The following is a 21,769-nucleotide window of genomic DNA, read 5'->3' on the forward strand; positions in this document are numbered from 1 at the left end:
GACGTCGGGCGGGGCGCATAGGATGTGCGGTCATGGCTCGCGTGCTCACTCCCCGTGCGGAGGACTTTCCCCGCTGGTACCAGGACCTGATCGCCAAGGCGAAGCTGGCCGACAACGGCCCGGTCCGGGGGACCATGGTCATCCGACCGGCCGGCTACGCCATCTGGGAGCGGATGCAGGCCGAGATGGACGCCCGGATCAAGGCGGCCGGCGCGGAGAACGCGTACTTCCCGTTGTTCATCCCGGAGAGCTACCTCAAGCGCGAGGCCGAGCACGTCGAGGGCTTCTCGCCGGAGCTGGCGGTGGTCACCCACGGTGGCGGCAAGCAGCTCGCCGAGCCGGTGGTGGTGCGCCCCACCAGCGAGACGGTGATCGGCGAGTTCATGGCCAAGTGGATCGACTCGTACCGGGACCTGCCGCTGCTGCTCAACCAGTGGGCGAACGTGGTCCGCTGGGAGCTGCGCCCCCGGGTCTTCCTGCGTACCAGCGAGTTCCTCTGGCAGGAGGGGCACACCGCGCACGCCACCCGTGAAGACGCCCGCGCCTACGCCCGCAAGATCCTGCACGAGGCGTACGAGGACCTGATGGTCAACGTGCTGGGCATCCCGGTGGTGGTCGGGCTGAAGACCGCCCGGGAGCGGTTCGCCGGGGCGACCGCCACCTACACCTGCGAAGGCATGATGGGCGACGGCAAGGCGCTGCAGCTCGGCACCAGCCACGAGCTGGGGCAGAACTTCGCCAAGGCGTTCGACATCAGCTACTCCTCGGCCGAGGGTGGCCGGGAGCACGCCTGGACGACCTCCTGGGGCACCTCCACCCGGATGCTCGGCGGGCTGATCATGGCGCACGGTGACGACAACGGGCTGCGGGTGCCGCCGAGGCTGGCCCCGATCCAGGCGTACGTCATGATCGTCAAGGCGGGCGACGGCGTCGGCGAGGCGGCGGCCAAGCTGCGTGACGCGCTGCGTGACGCCGGCGTCCGGGTCGCGCTCGACGACCGCACCGACACCGCGTTCGGCCGCCGGGCCGTCGACGCCGAGCTGCGCGGCTATCCGGTACGCGTCGAGGTCGGCCCCCGCGACCTGGCCGCCGGCAACGCGGTCGTGGTCCGGCGGACGGACGGCTCGAAGGCCCCCACCCCGGTCGCCGACGTGGTCGGCGCGGTCGTGGCCGCCCTGGAGGCCGACCAGCAGGCCCTGCACGACGAGGCGCTCGCCCACCGGCGGTCCCGCACCGTCGAGGTGTCCACCCTCGCCGAGGCGATCGAGGCGGCGGCCACCGGCTGGGCCATGGTGCCGTGGTCGGCCGTCGGCGTCGCGGGCGAGGCCGAGGCCAACGGTCAGGGAGTCACCGTCCGGTGCCTGCTGCGGGCCGACGGGTCCGTCCCGGACAACGAGGACGAGCCGGACCTGACCGCCATCCTGGCCCGCGCCTACTGAGCCGCCCCACGGTGGACCCCGGTCCGCCGACCCGGGTCGGCGGACCGTCCCTGCCGGCGGTGCCTCCCGTGCGCCGCCGGCTCGCCGGACCCGGCCCGGCGGCCCGGCCCGAGCCCCGGGACCGGCGCGCAAGTCCGTGCCCGGCCCGGCCGGAGCTCCGGGACCGGCCCGGCCCGAGCCCCGGGACCGGCGCGCAGGTCCGTGCAGAACTGTGGAGGTGTGGTGCGTTTCGAACCGGGTCAGCTGATCGTGCACCGCAACGTGCGGCACGGTCGGATCGGGTGGGTCCGACCGGCCCGGGTGGTGCTCGACGACGACCGGGGCCTGCTGCTCTGGGTGGCCCGGGACACGCCGGTGGCGCACGAGGTGTCCGAGGCGGGGCTGGGCATGCGGGCGATGCCGTTCACCGAGTGGATCACCTCGTCGTACCGGCTGGCCCGGGGCCGGTGGAACGGCCCGCCGCTGCTGAAGTTCCTACCCACCGGCGCGGCCCACTCGGTCTGGTTCTTCCGCGACGACCAGGACCGGTTCGCCGCCTGGTACGTCAACCTGGAGGAGCCGGGCGTCCGGTGGGCCGACGGGTCGCTCGCCGGGGTGGACATGGTCGACCAGGACCTGGACGTGGTGGTCCGGCCCGACCACAGCTGGCAGTGGAAGGACGAGGACGAGTTCACCGAGCGGCTCGCCTTCCCCGACCACTACTGGGTGACCGACGAGCGGGCCGTACGCGCGGAGGGGGAGCGGGTGATCGCCCTCGCCGAGGCGGGGACGTTCCCGTTCGACGGCACCTGGTGCGACTTCGTCCCGCCGGCCGACTGGACGCCCCCGACGGAGCTGCCGCCCGGCTGGGACCGCCCCCCCGTACGATGATTGTGACATGGCCCACTCCCGGCCGGGCTGCCCGCCGGGCCGGTGGGGTGGGCCGATGTGAGTGTTCGCCGGGTGATCTGGCAGAATGGTTCGCTGGTATCCGGCGCGCGTTCGGCGCCCTCTAACCCGGGCGCGTCGCCAGTCCATCGAGCAGTCTCCGGCCCAACCCCACTGTGCCGGTCGACGCTCACCCGTGCACCGCCCGTAGCCGGGTCGGTGAAATCGCAACAGGAGCGAAACAACTGTGGCCGTAAAGATCCGGCTCCTGCGGATGGGCAAGATCCGCAACCCGCAGTACCGCATCGTCATCGCGGACTCGCGCACCAAGCGTGACGGTCGCGCGATCGAGTTCGTGGGCGTCTACCAGCCGAAGGAAGACCCCTCGATCATCGAGGTCAAGTCGGAGCGGGTCCAGTACTGGCTCTCGGTCGGCGCGCAGCCGAGCGAGGCCGTCCAGCGTCTGCTGGAGCTGACCGGCGACTGGCAGAAGTTCAAGGGCCTGCCGGCCCCGCCGCCGCTCAAGGTCGCCGCCGAGCGCGCCGACCGCAAGGCGGCGTACGAGGCCGAGGCGAAGGCCGCCGCCGGCCTGGCCCCGGAGACCCCGGCCAAGCCGGCCCGCAAGGCCGCCAAGGCGGAGGCTCCGGCCGAGACCGAGGCGCCGAAGACCGAGGCTCCGGCCGAGGCCCCGGCTGCTGCTGCCGACGCCGGTGAGCAGGCCTGACATGCCGTTGCGTCCCGCCCTGGAGCACCTGGTCAAGGGAATCGTCGACCACCCGGACGACGTGCGCGTCCGCATGGTCGACTCCCGTCGGGGCAAGCGGCTGGAAGTCCGCGTGCACCCGGAGGATCTCGGCACGGTGATCGGGCGGTCCGGGCGGACCGCCAAGGCGCTGCGTCAGGTGATCGGCTCCATCGGTGGACGCGGGGTACGCGTCGACATCGTCGACTCGTACTGATGCTGCTCATCGTCGGCAGGATCGGCAAACCGCACGGCATCCGCGGTGAGGTCACCGTGGAGGTGCGGACCGACGAGCCCGAGGCGCGGTTCGCCCCCGGCGCGGTGCTGTGCACCGAGCCGGGGGCGACGCCCCGGGTGGCGGCACCGCGCCGGGGCGGAACCGAGCCGGCCGGGGCCGTCGTTCCCGGCGTGGCCTACGAGGTCCCCGCCGAGCTGACCATCGAGTCGGCCCGCTGGCACCAGGGGCGGATGCTGGTGGCCTTCGAGGGGGTGCTCGACCGGGAGACCGCCGAGGCGCTGCGCGGCACCCTGCTCGGGGTGGACAGCGCCTCCATCGCGCCGCCGGAGGACCCGGAGGAGTTCCACGACCACCAGCTGGTCGGCCTGGCCGTGGTCACCCCGGCCGGTGAGCACCTCGGCGAGGTGGCGAAGATCGACCACGCGCCCGCCTCCGACCTGCTCGTCCTGCGCCGCCCCCAGGGGGGCAGTGCGCTGATTCCGTTCGTCAAGGCGATCGTCCCGGAGGTCGATCTCGCCGGCGGACGCGTCGTCGTCGACCCGCCGGCCGGTCTGCTCGACCTCTAGCCGGAAGCCACCCACATGCGCGTCGACATCGTGTCGATCTTCCCGGAGTACTTCGCCCCGCTCGACCTGTCCCTGATCGGGCGGGCCCGGGAGCAGGGCCTGCTCCGGCTGGCCGTCCACGACCTGCGGGACTGGACCCACGACGTGCACCGTACGGTCGACGACACGCCGTACGGCGGCGGGCCCGGCATGGTGATGCGGCCCGAGCCGTGGGGTGAGGCGCTGGACGCGCTGGCCCCCGACGAGCTGGCCCCGGACGGCCTGACCCTGCCCCGGCTGCTGGTGCCCTCCCCGGCCGGTGCGCCGTTCACCCAGGCGATGGCGCACGAGCTGGCGGCCGAGTCGCACCTGCTCTTCGCCTGCGGCCGGTACGAGGGCATCGACCAGCGGGTGCTCGACCACGCGGCGACCCGGCTGAAGGTCACCGAGGTCTCGCTCGGCGACTACGTGCTCTTCGGCGGCGAGGTCGCGGTGCTGGTGATCCTGGAGGCGGTCACCCGGCTGCTGCCCGGGGTGCTCGGCAACGCCGGTTCGCTTGACGACGAGTCGCACGCGCACGGCCTGCTGGAAGCCCCGATGTACACCAAGCCGGCGAGCTGGCGGGGGTACGAGGTGCCCGACGTGCTCCGCTCGGGCGACCACGGGCGGATCGCCCGCTGGCGGCGCGACGAGGCGCTGACCCGGACGGCCCGCCGACGGCCCGACATGATCGCCGCGCTGTCCCCGGAGATCCTGGACAAAAGGGACGTGGCCGCGCTGGAGCGGGGTGGCTTCCCCCTGCCCCCGGGGGATATGGCAGAGTAGAGGGGTTGCCGCATCCGTCCACGCCGTGGGCGGCTGCGAGGATTCCCGACCGGGGTCGGCCCGCCGGCAACCACCCGGGGATCAGAATCACCCATCCGCGCACCGAGTGACGGTGCGCCGTGAGCATTACGAGGACGCAGCGATGAACATCCTGGACGCCCTTGACGCCCAGTCGAAGCGTACCGACATCCCCGACTTCCGGGCCGGTGACACCGTCAAGGTGCACGCGCGGGTCGTCGAGGGCAACCGGTCCCGGGTCCAGATCTTCCAGGGCGTCGTCATCCGCCGCCAGGGTGACGGCCTGCGCGAGACCTTCACGGTCCGCAAGGTCAGCTTCGGTGTGGGTGTGGAGCGGACGTACCCGCTCAACGGCCCGGGTATCGACCGGATCGAGGTCGTGACCCGTGGTGACGTGCGCCGGGCCAAGCTCTACTACCTGCGCGAGCTGCGCGGCAAGAAGGCCAAGATCAAGGAGAAGCGCGAGAAGCAGCCCAGCTGATCTCCGTTCGCCACGCCGCCTGACCTGCGCGGATGTCGTATCGACCAGAGCGCATTACGCTGATCGGTACGGGCGCAGACCGGCGGGTGACGTCGCGACGACAGATCGCGGCGCTCCGATCGTCCCTGCCGCCCGTGGGGCCTCGACGAGGCTCCCGGGCGGTAGTGTCGTTTCTGCGGACCGGGGAGTGGCGTGGTGCAGGTGCTTGACTCGAACGGCACAGCGGACCCGTGGCGTCGGCGGGCCCGCCCCGCCCGTCGGCAGATGCCCCTCTGGCAGGAGCTGCCACTGCTGTTGATCGTGGCCTTCTGCCTCGCGGTGCTGATCCGCACCTTCCTGCTCCAGGCCTTCTTCATCCCGTCCAGCTCGATGGAGGACACCCTCCTCATCGGCGACCGGGTCCTGGTCAACAAGGTCGTCTACGACATGCGGGACCCGCTGCGCGGTGAGGTCGTGGTGTTCCGGGGCACCGACAAGTGGGTCGCCCAGGAGAATCCCGTGCCGCCGACCGGTGCCGCCGGCAAGATCGGTCGCACCCTCGGCGACCTGGTCGGGGTGAGCCGCCCCGGCGAGAAGGACTTCATCAAACGGGTGATCGGGCTGCCCGGCGACCGGGTCAAGTGCTGCGACGACCAGGGCCGGGTCATGGTCAACGGCATCCCGCTCGACGAACCGTACGTGGTGCGGGACTCCCCGCTGGACGTCCCGCCGAACCCGAAGGAGTGCCGGTCCCGCCGGTTCGACGAGGTGGTCGTACCCCCGGGGCAGATCTTCGTGATGGGTGACCACCGGCTGGTCTCCCAGGACGCCCGCTGCCAGGGCCCGGTGCCGATCGACAACGTGGTCGGCCGGGCGTTCATGGTGGTGTGGCCGTCGTCGCGGTGGGCGTCGCTGCCGGTGCCGGCCACCTTCGCCAAGCTGTCCGACTCCGCCGCCGCGAACACCGCCCCGGCCCCGGTGCGGCCGACCCCGACCGGCGACGTGGTCCTGCTCCTTCCGGTCGCCGCCCTGCTCGCCGCCGTCACCCGGTCCGGGCGACGGGCATGGTCCCGCGACCCCGCCCGGCCCGGCGGTCGGGGCCGGTTCCGACCACGGGAACGGTGGCGACAGGCCGGGTGGCGGGAACACCTCCGGCGTTCCGGGCGGCCCGTTCGGCTCCGGCGACGTAGGCTCCACCCGTGATTGACGAGCAGACCGAAAAGCCGCGCAGCTCCTTCTGGAAGGAGCTGCCCATTCTCCTGGGCGTCGCGATCCTGGTGGCGGTGCTGGTCCGCGCATTCGTGCTGCAGACCTTCTTCATCCCGTCGCCGTCCATGGAGAACACCCTCAAGATCGACGATCGGGTGCTGGTCAACAAGCTGGTCTACGACTTCCGCTCACCGCACCGGGGTGAGGTGGTGGTGTTCAAGGCGCCGACCGAGTGGAGCGGCAACCCCGACGGTGAGGACTTCATCAAGCGGGTGATCGGGGTCGGCGGCGACCACGTGGTCTGCTGCGACGCGCAGGACCGGCTGACCATCAACGGCAAGTCCCTCGACGAGCCGTACATCTACTCCGCCAACGGCCAGCAGGACAAGCCCGCCGACCAGGAGTTCGACATCACCGTCCCGGCGGGGCGGCTCTGGGTGATGGGTGACCACCGCTCGGCCTCCGGGGACTCCCTGGAGCACTGGCAGCAGTCCGGCCGCAACATCGACAGCGCGACCATCCCCGAGGGGGAGGTCGTGGGTCGGGCCTTCACCGTGTTCTGGCCGTTCGACCGGGCCACCTGGCTCACCGTGCCGAAGTCGTTCGACGACATTCCCAACCCCTGACCGGCCGCGCCCGCCCCGGGCGTGGCCGACCGCCGGCACCGTCTGGCAGTCTGATGCGGTGACCGTCTTCCACCCCCGACGTGCGGCCCGCGTGCTGCTCGTCGACGCGCCCGGCCGGGTGCTCCTCTTCGAGGGCACCGACCCGGCCCGCCCGGGTCACCGGTACTGGTTCACCCCCGGCGGTGGGCTCACCCCGGGGGAGTCCCCGGCGGTCGGGGCCGCCCGGGAGTTGGCCGAGGAGACCGGGCTGCGGCTGACGCCGGCCGAGCTGGGCCGGTCAGTCCGCACCGAGACGATCGAGTTTCCCTTCGACGGCGTGTGGTACCGCCAGGAACAGGAGTTCTTCGTGGCCCGGGTACCCACCTGGGAGGTGGACACGGCCGGCTTCGACGCGATCGAGCGGGCCAGCGTCACCGGGCACCGCTGGTGGTCGGCGGCCGAACTGGCCGACACCGCCGAGCGGTGCTATCCCGCCGACCTGGCGGACCTGCTCATCCAGGTGCTGGCGGCGGCCCCCGCGTCGGAGGCGTCGTGCTGACCCCGCCGCGCACGGTGGTGCGCCGCGACGGTGGGCTCTACGCGCTGGAACGGGCCTTGCAACGGCGCGGATTCCGGCACGTCGCGGGCGCGGACGAGGCTGGCCGGGGGGCCTGCGCCGGCCCGCTGGTGGCCGCCGCCGCGGTGCTGCCCGAGGGGCGACGCGGCGAGATCGAGGGACTTGCCGACTCCAAGCTGCTCACCCCGGCCAGCCGGGAGCGGGTGTACGCCGAGGTCGTCGCCCGAGCCCTGGCGTACGCGGTGGTGGTCGTCCCGGCCGAGGAGGTCGACGCCCGGGGGCTGCACGTGTGCAACCTCGCCGCGATGCGCCGGGCCCTGGCCTCGCTGACCACCCGCCCCGAGTACGTGCTCACCGACGGTTTCGGGGTGGACGGGCTGGACGTGCCGGGGCTGGCGGTCTGGAAGGGCGACCGGGTGGCGGCCTGCGTGGCGGCGGCCAGCGTACTGGCCAAGGTCACCCGGGACCGGATCATGGTGGAGCTGGACGGACGTCACCCGGGCTACGGCTTCGCCGAGCACAAGGGGTACGTCACGGCCGAGCACACCGAGGCGCTGCGCGAGCGGGGTCCCTGCGTGGAGCACCGGTTCTCGTACGTCAACGTGGCCGCCGTCGCGGGCCGGGAGGGGACCCCGCCCCGGGCCCGCCGGCCACTCGGCGCAGCCGCTCCCGAGCCGATGGAGCGCTCGGGCCGGACAGGGGGTACCGTCGGCGTGGCGTTGGGCGAGCAGCCGCGGCCTCCGGCACCGGTGGGGGAAGATGTGGTCATGGAAGGCGGAGTGCGATGAGCGCGGAAGATCTCGAAAAGTACGAGACCGAGATGGAGCTGCAGCTCTACCGGGAGTACCGCGACATTGTCCGTCAGTTCTCCTACGTGGTGGAGACGGAACGCCGCTTCTACCTGGCCAACCAGGTGGACCTGCACGTGCGCAACTCCGACGGCGAGGTCTACTTCGAGGTCGAGATGCACGACGCCTGGGTGTGGGACATGTACCGTCCCGCCCGCTTCGTCAAGAACGTCCGGGTGATGACGTTCAAGGACGTCAACGTCGAGGAGCTGGAGAAGCCCGACATCTCGCTGCCGGCCGACTCGGGCTTCGGTAGCTGACCCCCGCCCCCGCGTCGGCCGCCCACCGGCGACGTCGGGCCGGGACCGGGCCACCTCACTCCGCGACGACGAGCACGTCCACCCGCTGGACGAGGTTGTTGGCGAACCCACCCCGGTTCCACGGCTGCTCCACCGGCTGGGTACGCCCCGACGCGTCGGTCGCCCGGGCCCCCAGCGCGTAGCGGCCGGGCTGCGGCGTCCACTCGTACCGCCAGCGTCGCCACGACCACCCGCCGCCGGCCGGCGGGTCCAGGGTGGCCGGTGACCAGCTCGCCCCGCCGTCGGTGGTCACCTCCACCGCCACCACCGGCCCGTACCCCGACCAGGCGCGTCCGTCCACCGTGCACGGCCCCGGCCGCAGCACCCGGGACCGGGACATGAAGTCCGGGAAACCCGGCGGCCGGACCAGCGCCCGGGGCTCGATCCGGGTCACCGGCACCCCCGGATCGTCGGCGTCGCGCCGCAGCCGGTAGGCCACCGCGTTCTGGTAACCGTCGAACTCCCGGGTCAGCACGCTGATCGTGCGCAGCCACTTGACGTGCGCCATGCCGTACCAGCCGGGGACGATCAGCCGCAGCGGCGCGCCGTGCTGGGGCAGCAGGGGAGCGCCGTTCATCTCGTACGCCAGCAGCACCTCGTCGCGCAGCGCGTCGTCGACCGGCAGGGCCCGCTGGTAGTCCTGCTCCACCCCGCGCTCCACGCCGTGGTCGGCGCCGGTGAACACCACGTCCACCGCGTCGGGCGCGATCCCGGCCTCGCGGAGCAGCGGCGCCAGCGGGGTGCCGGTCCACTCGGCGTTGCCCACCGCCTCCACCAGCCACGGCTGGCTGACCGGGCGGGGGTGCAGCAACGCCCGGCCGTTGCCGGCGCACTCCAGCGTCACCCGGTGGGTCACCCGGGGGCGTTCCCGGAGCTCGGCCAGCCCGAGCCGGAGCGGCCGGTCCACCGCCCCGTCCACGGTCAGCGCGTGGGCCGCCGGGTCGAGGTCGGGAATGTCGTAGTGGATGAGCAGGTAGTGCAGGCCGGCCGGGGTGACGTCGTACCGCAACGCTTCCAGCGGTATGCCGTGGTTGCGGGCGGCCAACCGGAGTTCCTCCGCGCTGATCCCCTCGTCCGCCCCGGCGACCCGCGAGGGCCGGCTCACGTCGTCCATGGTGGTCATCGGTGGCCTCCCGGTCCGCGCCGCACTGCGATCCCGTCAGCCTAGACCGGTCGGCCGGCCGGCACCGTCGTCGTTCCGCCCGGCGGCGGCCGGCATAACAGATCCACCGGCCCGACGGGCGTTTTCCACAGCCCGTCCCCTCATCCACAGCGGACACCAGGTGCGCGGCACCACGCGGGCGACCCCGGCATGCTGCGGTGATGCGCACAGGACTACGGCAGGTGACGGCCCTCGGGGTCGCCGTGCTCGTGTTCGGCCCGCACTGGTTCCCCGGCCGGCCGACCCCGCCACGATCCGCCCCGGTCCGGGCCGCGCCCGCAGCGGCGTTCCGGTGGCCGCTCGACGGCCCGCCCCGACCGGTACGCCGGTTCGACCCGCCGCCGCTGCCGTGGCTCGCCGGCCACCGGGGCGTGGACCTCGCCGCCGTGCCCGGTGCCACCGTCCGGGCCGCCGGCGCCGGCACGGTGCTCTTCGCCGGCATGGTCGCCGGCCGACCGGTGGTCACCGTCGGCCACCCGCAGGGGCTGCGGACCACCTACGAGCCGGTACGTCCCCGGGTGCACACCGGTGACGTGGTGGCGGCCGGCACCCCGCTGGGCGTGCTGCTGGCCGGGCACCCGGGCTGCCCCGCGACGGCCGCACCGGCCGGCGACTGCCTGCACTGGGGGGCCCGACGCGGTCCGGAATACCTCGACCCGCTGGCCCTGCTCGGGCTCGGCCGGGTCCGCCTGCTGCCGGTGACGGCCGACCTCAGCCTCGGCCCCGGTGCCACCGTCGCCGCCGGCTTCCGCCCGGCCCCTGACGCCGCTGCGGACCGCCGTCCGGCCACCGGCGGTGCTCCCGACGACGCCGGCCGGCCCACAGGCATCGGCGACCGCCGGCGGTGGGGTGCCGGGCCGGACGGGGCCGCCCGGCGGGACGACGCGGCACCCTGCCGGTGCGGTCGGCGCTCCGCCGGCCTCGGCTCAGCCCCGCCCGGCCAGCAACGTCGGCAGCCGGGCCGCCAGCCGCTCGTACTCGTCGGGGGTGTTGTAGACCTGCCCGCACAGCCGCAGCCAACCCCGCCCGTGCCAGGCCATCACCGCCACCTCGGTGGCGAGACGATCGGCGATCCGGCCGCGCAGGGTGGCGGCCTCCTCCAGGGTGCCGGCTACGCCCGGCGGCAACGGCACGATCCGCATCGCCACCCCCGGCCCGCCCGGGTCGGGCAGGTCGGCCGGGGGCACCCCGAGCGCCTCCCCGACCACCCGCTGCCCGTACGCCGCCAGTGCGGCGTTGTGCGCCCGGACCCGCTCGACGCCGAGGCTGCGCAACGCGTAGAGACCGGCCGGGGCGCTCAACCAACTCGTGTAGTCGAGGGTGGCCTGCCACTCGACGTTGCCCGGAAAACCCTCGGCCTGCTGCCAGGACACCACCAACGGCTCGATCCGCGTCCGCCACGACGGGGCGACGACCAGCACGGCGGTGCCGCGCGGGGCGAACCCCCACTTGTGCAGGTTGCCCACCCAGAAGTCGGCCCCGATCGCGTCGACCTGCACCGGCAGCATCCCGGGCACGTGGGCCGCGTCCACCAGCACCGGGATGCCGTGTTCCCGGGCCACCGCCACCAGCGCGGCGACCGGCAGCACCCGGGCGGTGGCCGAGGTGAGCTGGTCGACCAGCAGCAACCGGGTACGCCCCGGACGCAGGCCGGCCCGGACGATCTCCACGATCTGCGCGTCGGTGGCCGACCGGGGCAGGTGCAAGGCACGGGTGGTCGCGCCCGTCCGGCGGCACTCCCTGGCCACGGAGTAGTTCACCGCGCCGTACCCGTGATCGGTGCCGAGCACCTCGTCGTCGGGGCGCAGGCCGAGCGACTGGAGGACCACGGCCACCCCCGTCGTGGTGTTGCCGACCAGGGCGGTGCCCTCCGGATCGGCACCGAGGAAGGTGGCCAGGTGCCGCCGGGTGTGGGCGAGCCGGTCGATCAGCGCCATCCCGAAGAAGCGCTGCGGGTTGGCTTCCATCTCGTCGCGCAGCCGCTGCTGGGTGCGCTGCACGCTGAGCGGCACCGCTCCGAACGCACCGTGGTTGAGGTAACTGACCGAGGGATCGAGGGTGAAGAGCAGTCGGGCCCCGGGAATCGACTCGGGCGGCGTCGGGACGCTCATCGGGCGATCGTAGCCCGCATGCCGCCGGGCGGCCGGACCGATCGTCACCGGTCACCGCACCTCACCGACGGCGTGGCCGCACGACTCCCCGGGCGGGCCGGCGCCGGCCCCGGAGGGCGGTCAGGCCCGGGGATGGGCCTGCCGGTAGGCGGCGCGGAGTCGTTCCACCGACACGTGGGTGTAGATCTGGGTGCTCCCCAGGGACGAGTGCCCCAGCAGCTCCTGCACCGCCCGCAGGTCGGCCCCGCCGTCCAACAGGTGGGTGGCCGCCGAGTGCCGCAGCCCGTGCGGGCTGGTCGGCGGTAGCCCGGCGGCCCGCGCGTACCCCGCCACGATCCGCCGCGCCGTCGTCGGGTGCAGCCGCCCGCCCCGGGCACCGAGGAACAGGGCCCGCCCGGAGTCCGGGCCGGCCAGTTCGGGCCGACCGGCCGCCAACCACCTGTCGACCGCCCGCTGCGCCGGCAGCCCGTACGGGACCGTCCGTTCCCGGTTGCCCTTGCCGAGGACCCGGATCACCCGACGTTCCCGGTCGATGTCCGTGGTGTCCAGACCGCACACCTCACTGATCCGCGCGCCGGTCGCGTAGAGCAGTTCGAGCAGCGCCCGGTCACGTACCAGGACCGCCTCCTCCGCCGGGTCCAGCTCCGGGGTGGCCCCGCCGGTGGTCGGGTCGGACGGTGTCCCGGCGGGGGGAGCGTCGGGTAGCGCGGCGGGAGGCACGTCGCGTCCCGGGGTGGTGGGCCGGTCGTGTCCCGGGGTGGTGGGCCGGTCCCGGCCCTGGGTGGTGGGCCGGTTGCGGCCCGGGCTCTCCACGAGGGTGGCGACCTGGTCGGCGCGGAGCACCACCGGTAGCTCCCGACGCGTCTTCGGGGTGGCCAGCGGGGCGGCCACGTCCGTCGCCAGGAGACCGGACCGGTGGGCCCAGCCGCTGAAGGTACGTGCCGCGGCGGCCCGTCGCGCCGACGAGCTGGACGCCGCGCCGGTGGTCCGCTGCTTAGCCAGCCAACTCCGCAACACGCCCAGATCCAGGTCGGCGGGGGCTGTGCAACCCATCCGGACCGCGTGGTCGAGCAGCGAGACCAGGTCGGCGACGTACGCCCGGACGGTGTGTGCGGAGCGGTTGCGTACCTGCGCCAGGTGCACGGCGAATCCGTCGACCGCGTCCCGCATGGCCGGCGGTAGTGCCTGGTGGGTGGCCCGGGTCCCCGGCCCGCGACTACTCATCGCACTGCCATCGCCGAGGTCGCCCGGCGGCAACTGCCGGGGTCGACGGTTGACGACCTGCGACCGACCACTCGTCCGGGTTCACCGGCCCAGCCTACGGACGCCGACAGGAAACACCGCCGACCGGACGACCCGCCGGCCCCGGCTGGCTGCCCAACGGTGGACGGCCTGCCGGAGGAGTCGGGTGGACGGCCGGTGGGCGTGGGGGTACTCGGGCCGTGGTCCGGCCGGCGGCGGGAGCGGGTCAGGCGAACGCGTTGGCCACGGCGACGCGGGCCGGGTCCGGGTCGGCCCAGCTCCAGTTCGGGTGGGCGCGGTTGGTCAGCAGCACCAGCACCCGACGACGGTCCGGTTGGACCAGGAACGACGTGCCGGTGAACCCGGTGTGTCCGAAGGTGGTGGGCCGGGCGAGCCTGCCCATGAACCAGGGCTGGTTGAGCACCACCCCGAGGCCGTGGTCGGAGGTGCGGTTCGGCCGGTCCGGGTCGACGGCGGGCAACCCGGTGTTGGCGTTGCGCAGCATCCGGGCGACGGTGCTCTCGGCGAGGATCCGCTTCCCGCCGTAGCTGCCGCCGTCGAGCAGGAGCTGCCCGATGACCGCGACCTCCTCGGCGGTGGCGAAGATGCCGGCATGGCCGGCGATGCCGCCGAGGTGGTTGGCGACGTCGTCGTGCACCACGCCCCGCAGCAGTCCCCGTGAGGACCGGGCGTCGGTGGCGACCAGGCGGTTGGCCCGGTCGGCCGAACCGAGCCAGGTGTTGGGGTTGAAGCCGGTCCACCGTAGCCCGAGTGGTTCGGTCAGGTTGGTCTTCAGGGCCCGGTCGAGACTGAGCCCGGTGACCTTCTCGACGATCTTGCCGGCCACCATCAGCCCGACGCTGGAGTAGCGGAAGACCGTGCCCGGGGTGGCTCCGGTGACCAGCGGCGTGGCCAGCACCGCCTGCCAGCGCTGCGCCATCGTCGAGTAGCCGGTCACCTTCGCGCCGACCGGCAGGCCGCTGGTGTGGGCGAGCAGCATCGCCACGGTGACGGCGGACTTGCCGGTGCCGGTGAACCCGGGCAGGTAGCGCACCACCGGCGCGTCCAGGTCGATCCGCCCACTGTCGACCTGTTGCAGGGTGAGGATCGCGGTGTAGACCTTGGTGAGTGAGGCCAGGTCGAAGATCGAGTCGGGCCGCATGGCGACCCGCTTCGCGGCCGGCAGCAGCACCGGCCCGGCGTCGTAGCGCAGCGCCTCACCGACCGCCAGGTGGTCGGTCGGCTCAGCGTCGGTCGTCGCCAGCACCACCGCTCCGGCGTACGTCGGGTGCTTCGGGTTCTCGGTGGTGGGCTGCAGGTAGCGCTGGAGCGCCACGGTGAGGGTGCGCGGCTTTCTGGTCGCGGTCGGGGCGGCCCCCCGGGCGGCGGCCCCCGGCCGGCCGGCAGCCGCCGCACCCTGGCCGCCCTGCGAGCCGTCACCGGGGGCGGGGGTGGCCCAGGAGCCGGCCGGCCCGGTGGACGGGTGCCGCGCGCAGCCGGTCAGCCCGAGGGCGGCGGCGAACCCGAGACCGAGGACGGAACGACGGGGAATCGACACGGCAGCGATCATCGCATCCGAACCCGTCCACCGGGGTGGCACCTTCAGGTGGCATCCGTCGCCTCCGCCTCAGCGCGACGGTGGCCTGGTGAGGGCGTAGCCGTCGTCGCGGCGGGCCACCAGGCCCAACTCCTCCAGCAGAGCGAGTTTGCGTAGCGCCGTCCGGACCGGAACGCCGGCCCGGGCGGCCAGCACGTCCGCGCCGACCGTGCCACGTCGGGGCATCGACTCGCGCAGCATGGTCGCCTCGTCGTCGAGGACGTCGGTCGGGCGGGCCGCACCCCGGGCGGGTGGTGCCAGGTCGACCCCGATCCGCCCCACCTCCTCCAGCACGTGGGCGAGCCCGGTGACGAGCCGGGTGTCCCCGTACTCGCGCAGCAGTTCGTGCGCGCCGACGGACAGCGCCGAGGTGACCGGGCCGGGCACCACCATCGAGGGGCGTCGGAGGGCGATCGCCCGGTGCATGGTCTGGGCCGCGCCGCTGCGGGCCGCCGCCTCGACCAGCACGCTGCCCCGGGTCCCGGCGGCGATCACCCGGTTGCGGATCAGGAAACGGGGACGCAACGGCTCCGCGCCCGGCAGCCATTCGCTGACCAGCAGGCCGGTCTCGGCGATCCGGTCGAAGAGCGCCGAGTTGCCCATCGGGTAGGGCCGGTCCACCCCGCAGGCCAGCACCGCCACCGTCACCCCACCGGCGTTCAACGCGCCCCGGTGGGCGGCGGCGTCGATGCCGAACGCGCCGCCGGAGACCACCGTCCACCCCCGGTCGGCCAGGCCGTATCCGAGCTCGGTGGCGACGTGTGAGCCGTACCCGGTGGCGGCCCGTGCGCCGACCACCGCGACCGAGCGGTCCAGCACCTCGGCCAGCGGCCACCCGCCGCGTATCCACAGGCACAGCGGTGGGGCGGTCTCCCGGTCGACCTTACGGCTCGCCCCGGGCAGTTCGAGCCCTTCCAGGTCACCCAGTGGAGCGGGCCACTCGTCGTCGGCAGGACAGACGATCCGCGCGCCGAGCCGGTCGGCGAGCGCCACCGCCCCGGCCGCCACCGTCCTGGGATCGCCGGCGTCCAGCCGGGCCGCCACCGTCGCCCGCAAACCGTCGTCGGGCGCACCGCCGTCGAGCAGCAACTCCAGGGTGGCCACCGCACCCAGCCGGTCCACCAGGCGGTACACCGACCGGGTGCCCGGCTCGGCGAGCCAGGTGAGCGCCACCCGGGCGTGCAGGTCCTCGATGCTGGTCACGCTTCCTCCCCCGTTCTGAGGCCGATGGCCTCCCGGACGTCCTCCTGATCGGGCCGGGTCCGACCGTCGAGGTCGGCGATCGTCCAGGCGAGCCGGATGATCCGGTCGAAGCCCCGGGCCGAGAGCGAACCCCGGTCGAGTCGACCGCGTAACTCGGCGGTGGCCCGGGCGGCGAGCCGCCACGGTGGGCGGCGCAGCAGCGGGCCGGGCACCTCCGCATTGAGCCGGTGGCCGACCGTGGCCCACCGTTCGGCGGCGGCCCCGCGCGCCGCCGCCACCCGGGCGGCGACCGCCGCCGACGGCTCACCGTCGGGGTCGGTGCCCATCAGTTCCGCCGCCCGCACCGGCAGCACCCGGACCTGTACGTCGATCCGGTCGAGCAGGGGACCGGAGAGCCGGCCGAGATACCGCCGGCGGGCCAGTGGGCTGCACTCGCAGAGCGTGTCGCCGCCGGGCCGGGCGCAGGGGCAGGGATTGGCGGCCAGCACCAACTGCACCCGGGCCGGGTAGCGGGTGCCGCCCCGGGCCCGGGTCAGGTGCACCTGCCCGCTCTCCAGCGGTTGGCGCAACGCCTCCAGGGCGGCCTTGCTGAACTCGGCGGCCTCGTCGAGGAAGAGCACGCCCCGGTGCGCCAGCGACACCGCACCCGGCCGGGCCAGTCCCGAGCCACCGCCGACGAGGGACGCCACGGTGGCCGAGTGGTGTGGTGCCTGGAACGGTGGACGACGCAGCAGCCGCCCGTCCGGCGGCAGGGTGCCGGCGATCGAGTGCAGCGCGGTCACCTCCAGCGCGGCGGCGTCGTCGAGTTCCGGCAGGATCGACGGCAACCGCTCGGCGAGCATCGTCTTGCCGGCACCGGGTGGCCCCAGCAGGGAGAGGTGGTGTCCGCCGGCCGCCGCCACCTCCACCGCGCGTCGGCCCAGGCCCTGCCCGGCGACGTCGGCGAGATCCGGCCCGGCCGCCGCCTCGGCGGGGGCGGGGGCCGGTGGTTCGAGCAGCGGCGTCCCGTCCCGGATGAAGGCCACCAGCCGGTGCAGCGTGTCGACGGCGCGGACCCGTACCCCGGGGATCACCGCCGCCTCCGCCGCGTTCCCCACCGGTACGACCACCCGGTCCAGCCCGGCGCGCACGGCGGCGGTGACCATCGGCAGTACGCCACGAACCGGCCGGACCGTCCCGTCGAGCCCCAACTCACCGAGCACCACCACCCCCTCCACCGGCAGCAGCGGCAGCTCACCGGCGGCACCGAGCAGGGCGACCGCGATGGCCAGGTCGAAGGCCGAGCCGTACTTGGGCAGCGTGGCGGGCAGCAGGTTGAGGGTGATCCGGCGGTTGGGCCAGCGCTGCCCCGAGTTGACCACGGCCGCGCGGACCCGGTCCCGTGCCTCGTGCAGGGCGGTGTCCGGCAGCCCGGAGATGACGACCGCGGGCAGCCCGGGGGAGAGGTCCGCCTCGACCTCGACCAGGTGGCCGGTGACACCGACCAGGCCCACCCCGAGCACCTTGGCGTAGCTCACCCCGCCACCCCCGCCCGGACTCGCCGGCCCTCGTCCTGGTGCCCGCCGGCCATCAGAAGGCCCCCTTGAGATGCTCGACCCGGGCCGGACCGGCGGTTGGCAGCCGGACCGACAGGACGTCGAAGCGGACCTCGTCGGCGGTGGTCCCGGTCTCGGCCAACCAGCGCACGGCGAGCCCGCGCAACCGCCGGGCCTTGGCCGGGACGATCGCCTCGGCGGGACTGCCGTAGGTGTCCCCCCGGCGGGTCTTCACCTCGCAGAAGGCGAGGACCGGGCCGTCCCAGGCGATGACGTCGATCTCGCCCGCGCGGCAGCGCCAGTTGCGGACCACCGGGCGCAGCCCGGCCCCGATCAGATGGCGTACGGCGCACCGCTCGCCGTACGCGCCGATCGCCTGGTTCCGGTTGGTCATGGCGGTCAGCGTCCGGGTGGGGACGGGCGGGACGCGACCCCCGTCGCCCCGGCTGTGGACAACCCGGCGGCCTGTGGACGACCGGACGATCAAGGCCCCGACGTGCTACGGACACCCGGATACGCCCTGCTCGGGGTCGGTTCGACCGCCGGGGATGATCGACCCGATCGGTCCTGTCGAGCGGTCCGACCTGCGAATGGCGTCGGACGGGTCGGTCGCATACCGTGCCGGACGTGGACGCACGACGGAGCTACCCCGAAGATCAGGAGTCGCGCTGGTACCCGGCCGGCCGGGACCGGGCGTACGACGACCCGGACTGGCGGACGGCGAGTGGGGTGCGCCGGTACGACGAGCTGCGGACACCCGACCAGCGGGCTGCCGAGGAGGGGCGGTACGCGGACGCGAACCGCCTCGACCCGGGACGCTTCGACGCGGCCGACCCGTTGGGTGACGGCGCGGGCGACTCCGCCGGGTACCGGCCGACCCGGCTCCGTCGGGACGAACCGGAGGTATCCGGCGAACTCCCCACCGACCGGGTGGGTCGACGGGCCGCCCGGGAGTCCGGTGTCGGCGACTCCGGGCCGCTCGGGGACACCGGCACGGGAGCGCTCGGCGGCTCGCCCCGGGGCATCGGCGACACCGGCACCGGCCGGCTGGCCGACAGCGGCCTGGGACGGAGTGTGGCGGACACCGGCACCGGCCGCCTGACGGACGCCGGCCTGGGGCGGAGTGTGGCGGACACCGGCACGGGCCGGTTGGGCGACACCGGCCTGGGGCGGAGCGTGGGTGACACCGGGAGCGGTCCGCTCGGCGCACCCCGGTCGAGCGGCGACACCGGCGTCGGGGCGCTCGGTGGCCTCCCGGTGCGGGGTGCCGGTGGCACCGGGGCCGGCCTGCTGACCGGCACCGGGGTGGACCGGGGCGTCGGCGACCCGGGCCGGTCGGGCGGTGCCGGTCGGCTCGGCGCGGCTGACGGCGGCACCGGTCGGTTCGCCGCCGACTCCGGTGTGCTGGGGGTCAGCGGGGTCGGCCCGCTGGCCGGCTCCGAGGCGGGTCGACCGGCGGCACTGGGCAACTATCCGATCGTCGAGCCGAACCGGCCGGCCGAGCCCTCCCCGCTGGAGGTGCCGACCGGCCCGATGGCGCCGGTCGTGCCCCGCCCGGACGGCGTGGCCGGCCCCGACGGGGCGTACCGGACGGGCGCGCCGGCCTCCGACGGCGTCTACCGGACCCGGCGGCCGGCGCTGGCGGCGCTGCTGGGCCTGTCGGTGCTGGTCTTCGAGATCCCGGCGCTGCGGGTGCTGCTGCACGGACTGACCGGCGATCCGGTCCCGGTGGCGCACGTCGTCGTGGGCGTCTTCCTGGTGCTCGGTTTGCCGATCTTCGCCGGCGGCCTGTACGGGCTGCGGGCCGGCGGGCTGGCGATGGCCGACGGCGACCGGGGCTGGCTGCGCCCACCGACCGCCTACCTCACCATCGGGTTGGTCCTCTTCGTCGCCGCCGCCCTCGCTGCCCGCTGACCCGCCCACCGGCAGCTCCCGTCGCCGCTGACCCGCCTACCGGGGCTTTCGCCGTCCGCTGACCCGTGCGCCAGCCTGCTGGGCCGTGGGTGGCCGCATCGTGGCCGCCCCCCCGTCCCGGGACCGTCCGTGCGCCGGAGGGGAGCCCGGGGCCGGGTGGCGGGGTGGGGGCGTACACTGGGCTCTTGGCGACCGCCTTGCGCGGTCGACCTCGCGTGCCCTCTCCACGTCTCGTCGTGGGGCGACGGCCTCCCTGGTCCCGATCCCGTCGGGCCCACCATGGCCGGCGACCAGGCGCCAGGACGCCCGGCCACCGGTCGGGCGGAACAACCAGGGATCTTGAGGAGTACCCCACCATGGCCGTCGTGACCATGCGTCAGCTGCTGGAGAGCGGTGTCCACTTCGGGCACCAGACCCGGCGCTGGAACCCGAAGATGAAGCGCTTCATCATGACCGAGCGCAACGGCATCTACATCATCGACCTGCGCCAGACCCTCGACTACATCGAGAAGGCGTACGACTTCGTGCGCAACACGGTGGCCGAGGGCGGCAGCATCCTGTTCGTCGGCACCAAGAAGCAGGCTCAGGAGGCCATCTCCGAGCAGGCGACCCGGGTCGGTCAGCCGTACGTCAACCACCGCTGGCTCGGTGGCATGCTGACCAACTTCCAGACGGTGTACAAGCGGCTCCAGCGGATGAAGGAGCTGGAGGCGCTGGGTGACCTGACCGGCACCGCCGCCGGGTACACCAAGAAGGAGACCCTCCAGCTGTTCCGCGAGAAGACCAAGCTCACCAAGACCCTCGGTGGTCTGCGGGACATGCAGAAGCTCCCGGCCGCGGTCTGGATCGTCGACACCAAGAAGGAGCACATCGCCGTCGACGAGGCCCGCAAGCTGGGCATCCCGGTGATCGCGGTGCTGGACACCAACTGTGACCCGGACGAGGTCGACTTCCCGATCCCGGGTAACGACGACGCGATCCGCTCCGCCGAGCTGCTGACCAAGGTCGTGGCCGCCGCCGTCGCCGACGGCCTGATCGCCCGTTCCGGCCGGCGTCGCGGTGGCGACGAGAAGCCGGAGGCGGGTCAGGTCGGCAGCGACGAGCCGCTGGCCGAGTGGGAGCGCGAGCTGCTGGAGCCGAAGAAGGCCGACGAGCAGCCGGCGGCCGAGGCTCAGCAGCCGGCTGCCGACGCGCAGCCGCCGGCCGAGCAGCCGGCCACCGCCGCCGCCGAGTGACCGCACCGTCGCGTCCCGCCGCCCGGACGACCGGGCGGCGGGGTGCGACGGTTTCTGCCGGGCACGTCCGGCGCTGTTCCGGGTAGACCGGCATCTCAGACCACCCACCGCAGTCTCAACACCGAAGAGAGAGTCATGTCCAACTTCACCGCCGCGGATGTCAAGAAGCTCCGCGACCTCACCGGCGCCGGCATGATGGACTGCAAGAAGGCGCTCACCGAGGCGGAGGGCGACTTCGACAAGGCCGTCGAGATCCTGCGCGTCAAGGGCGCGAAGGACGTCGGCAAGCGGGCCGGGCGGACCGCCGCCAACGGCCTCATCGCGCACTCGGGCAAGGCGCTGCTGGAGCTCAACTGCGAGACCGACTTCGTGGCCAAGACCGACGCCTTCGTCGCCCTGGCCCAGCAGCTGGTCGAGCACGGTGAGCGCAGCGGCGTCGGCACCGCCGAGGAGCTGCTCGCCACCGAGCTGGACGGCAAGACCGTCGCCGACCTGGTCCAGGAGCAGTCCGCCAAGATCGGCGAGAAGCTGGTGCTGAACCGCTTCGCCAAGCTCGACGGCACCGTCGCGGTCTACCTGCACCGCAAGAGCCAGGACCTGCCGCCGGCCGTCGGCGTGCTGGTGGAGTACACCGGCAAGACCGACGAGGCCGCCGACGCCGACGCCCGGGGCACCGCGATGCAGATCGCCGCGATGCGCCCGAAGTACGTCACCCGCGACGAGGTGCCGGCCGACGTCGTCGAGTCCGAGCGGCGCATCGCCGAGCAGACCGCCCGCGAGGAGAACAAGCCCGAGGCGGCCCTGCCGAAGATCGTCGAGGGTCGGGTGAACGCCTTCTTCAAGGACTACGTCCTGATCGAGCAGGCGTCGGTCGCCGACAACAAGAAGACCGTCAAGCAGGTGCTGGCCGAGGCCGGCATCGAGGTGACCCGCTTCCTCCGGTTCGAGGTCGGCCAGGCCTGAGCCGCCCACGGACCGGGCGCGGACACCGCGCCCGGGCGGGCACGCAACGTCGACGAGGAGGCCGCCGGTGTACGTGACAGGCACCGCGGCCTCCTCGTCACATAGGGTCGGCAACGGGCAGGTACGCGGTGACGC

At 73.9% G+C, this 21,769-nt stretch carries 21 protein-coding genes and 2 pseudogenes; 16 read left to right on the forward strand and 7 right to left on the reverse strand.

Annotated features, from left to right (window positions below; genetic code table 11):
• Positions 1-32: 32 nt before the first annotated feature.
• The 12 genes and pseudogenes from proS (at position 33) to ACN261_RS16210 (ending at position 8,633) form a co-directional block, all read left to right on the forward strand.
• Positions 33-1,439, forward strand: a complete 1,407-nt coding sequence (gene proS, locus ACN261_RS16155; RefSeq protein ID WP_421486156.1) for a proline--tRNA ligase — start codon at positions 33-35, stop codon at positions 1,437-1,439.
• Between the two features lie 222 nt (positions 1,440-1,661).
• A complete protein-coding gene (locus ACN261_RS16160; protein WP_421486158.1) occupies positions 1,662-2,309 on the forward strand; it encodes a DUF402 domain-containing protein in 648 nt (215 codons plus the stop codon).
• A 244-nt stretch (positions 2,310-2,553) separates the two neighbouring features.
• Entirely contained in the window at positions 2,554-3,030 is a 477-nt protein-coding gene (rpsP, locus tag ACN261_RS16165; RefSeq protein ID WP_204923824.1) for a 30S ribosomal protein S16, read from the forward strand.
• Complete coding sequence (locus ACN261_RS16170) at positions 3,005-3,265, forward strand: RNA-binding protein (protein WP_172862164.1); 261 nt, start codon at positions 3,005-3,007, stop codon at positions 3,263-3,265. Before rpsP ends, ACN261_RS16170 begins: the two co-directional genes overlap by 26 nt.
• 2 nt (positions 3,266-3,267) lie before the next feature.
• A complete protein-coding gene (gene rimM, locus ACN261_RS16175; protein ID WP_425853609.1) occupies positions 3,268-3,852 on the forward strand; it encodes a ribosome maturation factor RimM in 585 nt (194 codons plus the stop codon).
• 15 nt (positions 3,853-3,867) lie between these two features.
• The gene (gene trmD, locus ACN261_RS16180; protein WP_421486160.1) at positions 3,868-4,656 is read left to right on the forward strand and encodes a tRNA (guanosine(37)-N1)-methyltransferase TrmD; all 789 of its coding nucleotides are present in this window, start codon (positions 3,868-3,870) and stop codon (positions 4,654-4,656) included.
• 142 nt (positions 4,657-4,798) lie between these two features.
• On the forward strand, positions 4,799-5,155 hold the full coding sequence (rplS, locus tag ACN261_RS16185; RefSeq protein ID WP_088646705.1) for a 50S ribosomal protein L19: 357 nt from the start codon (positions 4,799-4,801) through the stop codon (positions 5,153-5,155).
• A gap of 192 nt (positions 5,156-5,347) precedes the next feature.
• Positions 5,348-6,169: pseudogene (lepB, locus tag ACN261_RS16190) on the forward strand (signal peptidase I); the annotation flags it as partial.
• Positions 6,170-6,333: 164 nt separating this feature from the next.
• Entirely contained in the window at positions 6,334-6,969 is a 636-nt protein-coding gene (gene lepB / locus ACN261_RS16195) for a signal peptidase I (protein ID WP_421486162.1), read from the forward strand.
• A 58-nt stretch (positions 6,970-7,027) separates the two neighbouring features.
• Positions 7,028-7,507, forward strand: a complete 480-nt coding sequence (locus ACN261_RS16200) for an NUDIX hydrolase (RefSeq protein ID WP_421486163.1) — start codon at positions 7,028-7,030, stop codon at positions 7,505-7,507.
• Positions 7,501-8,313 (forward strand): ribonuclease HII, encoded by an 813-nt coding sequence (locus tag ACN261_RS16205; RefSeq protein WP_421486165.1) that lies wholly within the window; start codon positions 7,501-7,503, stop codon positions 8,311-8,313. The genes ACN261_RS16200 and ACN261_RS16205 overlap by 7 nt, the downstream gene beginning before the upstream one ends.
• On the forward strand, positions 8,310-8,633 hold the full coding sequence (locus tag ACN261_RS16210) for a DUF2469 domain-containing protein (RefSeq protein ID WP_011905215.1): 324 nt from the start codon (positions 8,310-8,312) through the stop codon (positions 8,631-8,633). The genes ACN261_RS16205 and ACN261_RS16210 overlap by 4 nt, the downstream gene beginning before the upstream one ends.
• 55 nt (positions 8,634-8,688) lie before the next feature.
• Here the strand turns inward: ACN261_RS16210 and ACN261_RS16215 are convergent, their stop codons facing one another.
• Positions 8,689-9,795 (reverse strand): sulfite oxidase, encoded by a 1,107-nt coding sequence (locus tag ACN261_RS16215; RefSeq protein WP_421486166.1) that lies wholly within the window; start codon positions 9,793-9,795, stop codon positions 8,689-8,691.
• A 200-nt stretch (positions 9,796-9,995) separates the two neighbouring features.
• Between ACN261_RS16215 and ACN261_RS16220 the strand changes: the two are divergent.
• A pseudogene (locus ACN261_RS16220) lies at positions 9,996-10,550 on the forward strand (murein hydrolase activator EnvC family protein); the annotation flags it as partial.
• A gap of 210 nt (positions 10,551-10,760) precedes the next feature.
• On the opposite strand, the gene ACN261_RS16225 reads toward ACN261_RS16220, so the two are convergent.
• From ACN261_RS16225 to ACN261_RS16250, 6 genes are all read right to left on the reverse strand, one after another.
• The gene (locus tag ACN261_RS16225) at positions 10,761-11,945 is read right to left on the reverse strand and encodes an aminotransferase class V-fold PLP-dependent enzyme (RefSeq protein WP_421486167.1); all 1,185 of its coding nucleotides are present in this window, start codon (positions 11,943-11,945) and stop codon (positions 10,761-10,763) included.
• A 120-nt stretch (positions 11,946-12,065) separates the two neighbouring features.
• On the reverse strand, positions 12,066-13,169 hold the full coding sequence (locus ACN261_RS16230; RefSeq protein WP_425850903.1) for a tyrosine recombinase XerC: 1,104 nt from the start codon (positions 13,167-13,169) through the stop codon (positions 12,066-12,068).
• A gap of 244 nt (positions 13,170-13,413) precedes the next feature.
• Positions 13,414-14,745: a serine hydrolase domain-containing protein gene (locus ACN261_RS16235; RefSeq protein ID WP_425850905.1), complete on the reverse strand. Its 1,332-nt coding sequence runs from the start codon at positions 14,743-14,745 to the stop codon at positions 13,414-13,416.
• A gap of 69 nt (positions 14,746-14,814) precedes the next feature.
• Complete coding sequence (locus ACN261_RS16240) at positions 14,815-15,987, reverse strand: DNA-processing protein DprA (protein ID WP_421486171.1); 1,173 nt, start codon at positions 15,985-15,987, stop codon at positions 14,815-14,817.
• Positions 15,984-17,504, reverse strand: coding sequence for a YifB family Mg chelatase-like AAA ATPase (locus ACN261_RS16245; protein ID WP_425850906.1), 1,521 nt, complete (start codon positions 17,502-17,504; stop codon positions 15,984-15,986). Before ACN261_RS16245 ends, ACN261_RS16240 begins: the two co-directional genes overlap by 4 nt.
• Before the next feature lie 52 nt (positions 17,505-17,556).
• Positions 17,557-17,916: a YraN family protein gene (locus ACN261_RS16250; RefSeq protein WP_425850907.1), complete on the reverse strand. Its 360-nt coding sequence runs from the start codon at positions 17,914-17,916 to the stop codon at positions 17,557-17,559.
• Positions 17,917-18,149: 233 nt separating this feature from the next.
• Between ACN261_RS16250 and ACN261_RS16255 the strand changes: the two genes are divergently transcribed.
• The 3 genes from ACN261_RS16255 (at position 18,150) to tsf (ending at position 21,634) form a co-directional block, all read left to right on the forward strand.
• Positions 18,150-19,436, forward strand: coding sequence for a hypothetical protein (locus ACN261_RS16255; protein ID WP_421486176.1), 1,287 nt, complete (start codon positions 18,150-18,152; stop codon positions 19,434-19,436).
• A gap of 356 nt (positions 19,437-19,792) precedes the next feature.
• Positions 19,793-20,671, forward strand: coding sequence for a 30S ribosomal protein S2 (rpsB, locus tag ACN261_RS16260; RefSeq protein ID WP_421486178.1), 879 nt, complete (start codon positions 19,793-19,795; stop codon positions 20,669-20,671).
• A 135-nt stretch (positions 20,672-20,806) separates the two neighbouring features.
• Positions 20,807-21,634, forward strand: a complete 828-nt coding sequence (gene tsf / locus ACN261_RS16265) for a translation elongation factor Ts (protein WP_421486180.1) — start codon at positions 20,807-20,809, stop codon at positions 21,632-21,634.
• Positions 21,635-21,769: the final 135 nt, after the last annotated feature.

The organism is Micromonospora sp. WMMD723 (assembly GCF_049863385.1).
In the GTDB taxonomy this organism is placed as follows: domain Bacteria; phylum Actinomycetota; class Actinomycetes; order Mycobacteriales; family Micromonosporaceae; genus Micromonospora; species Micromonospora wenchangensis.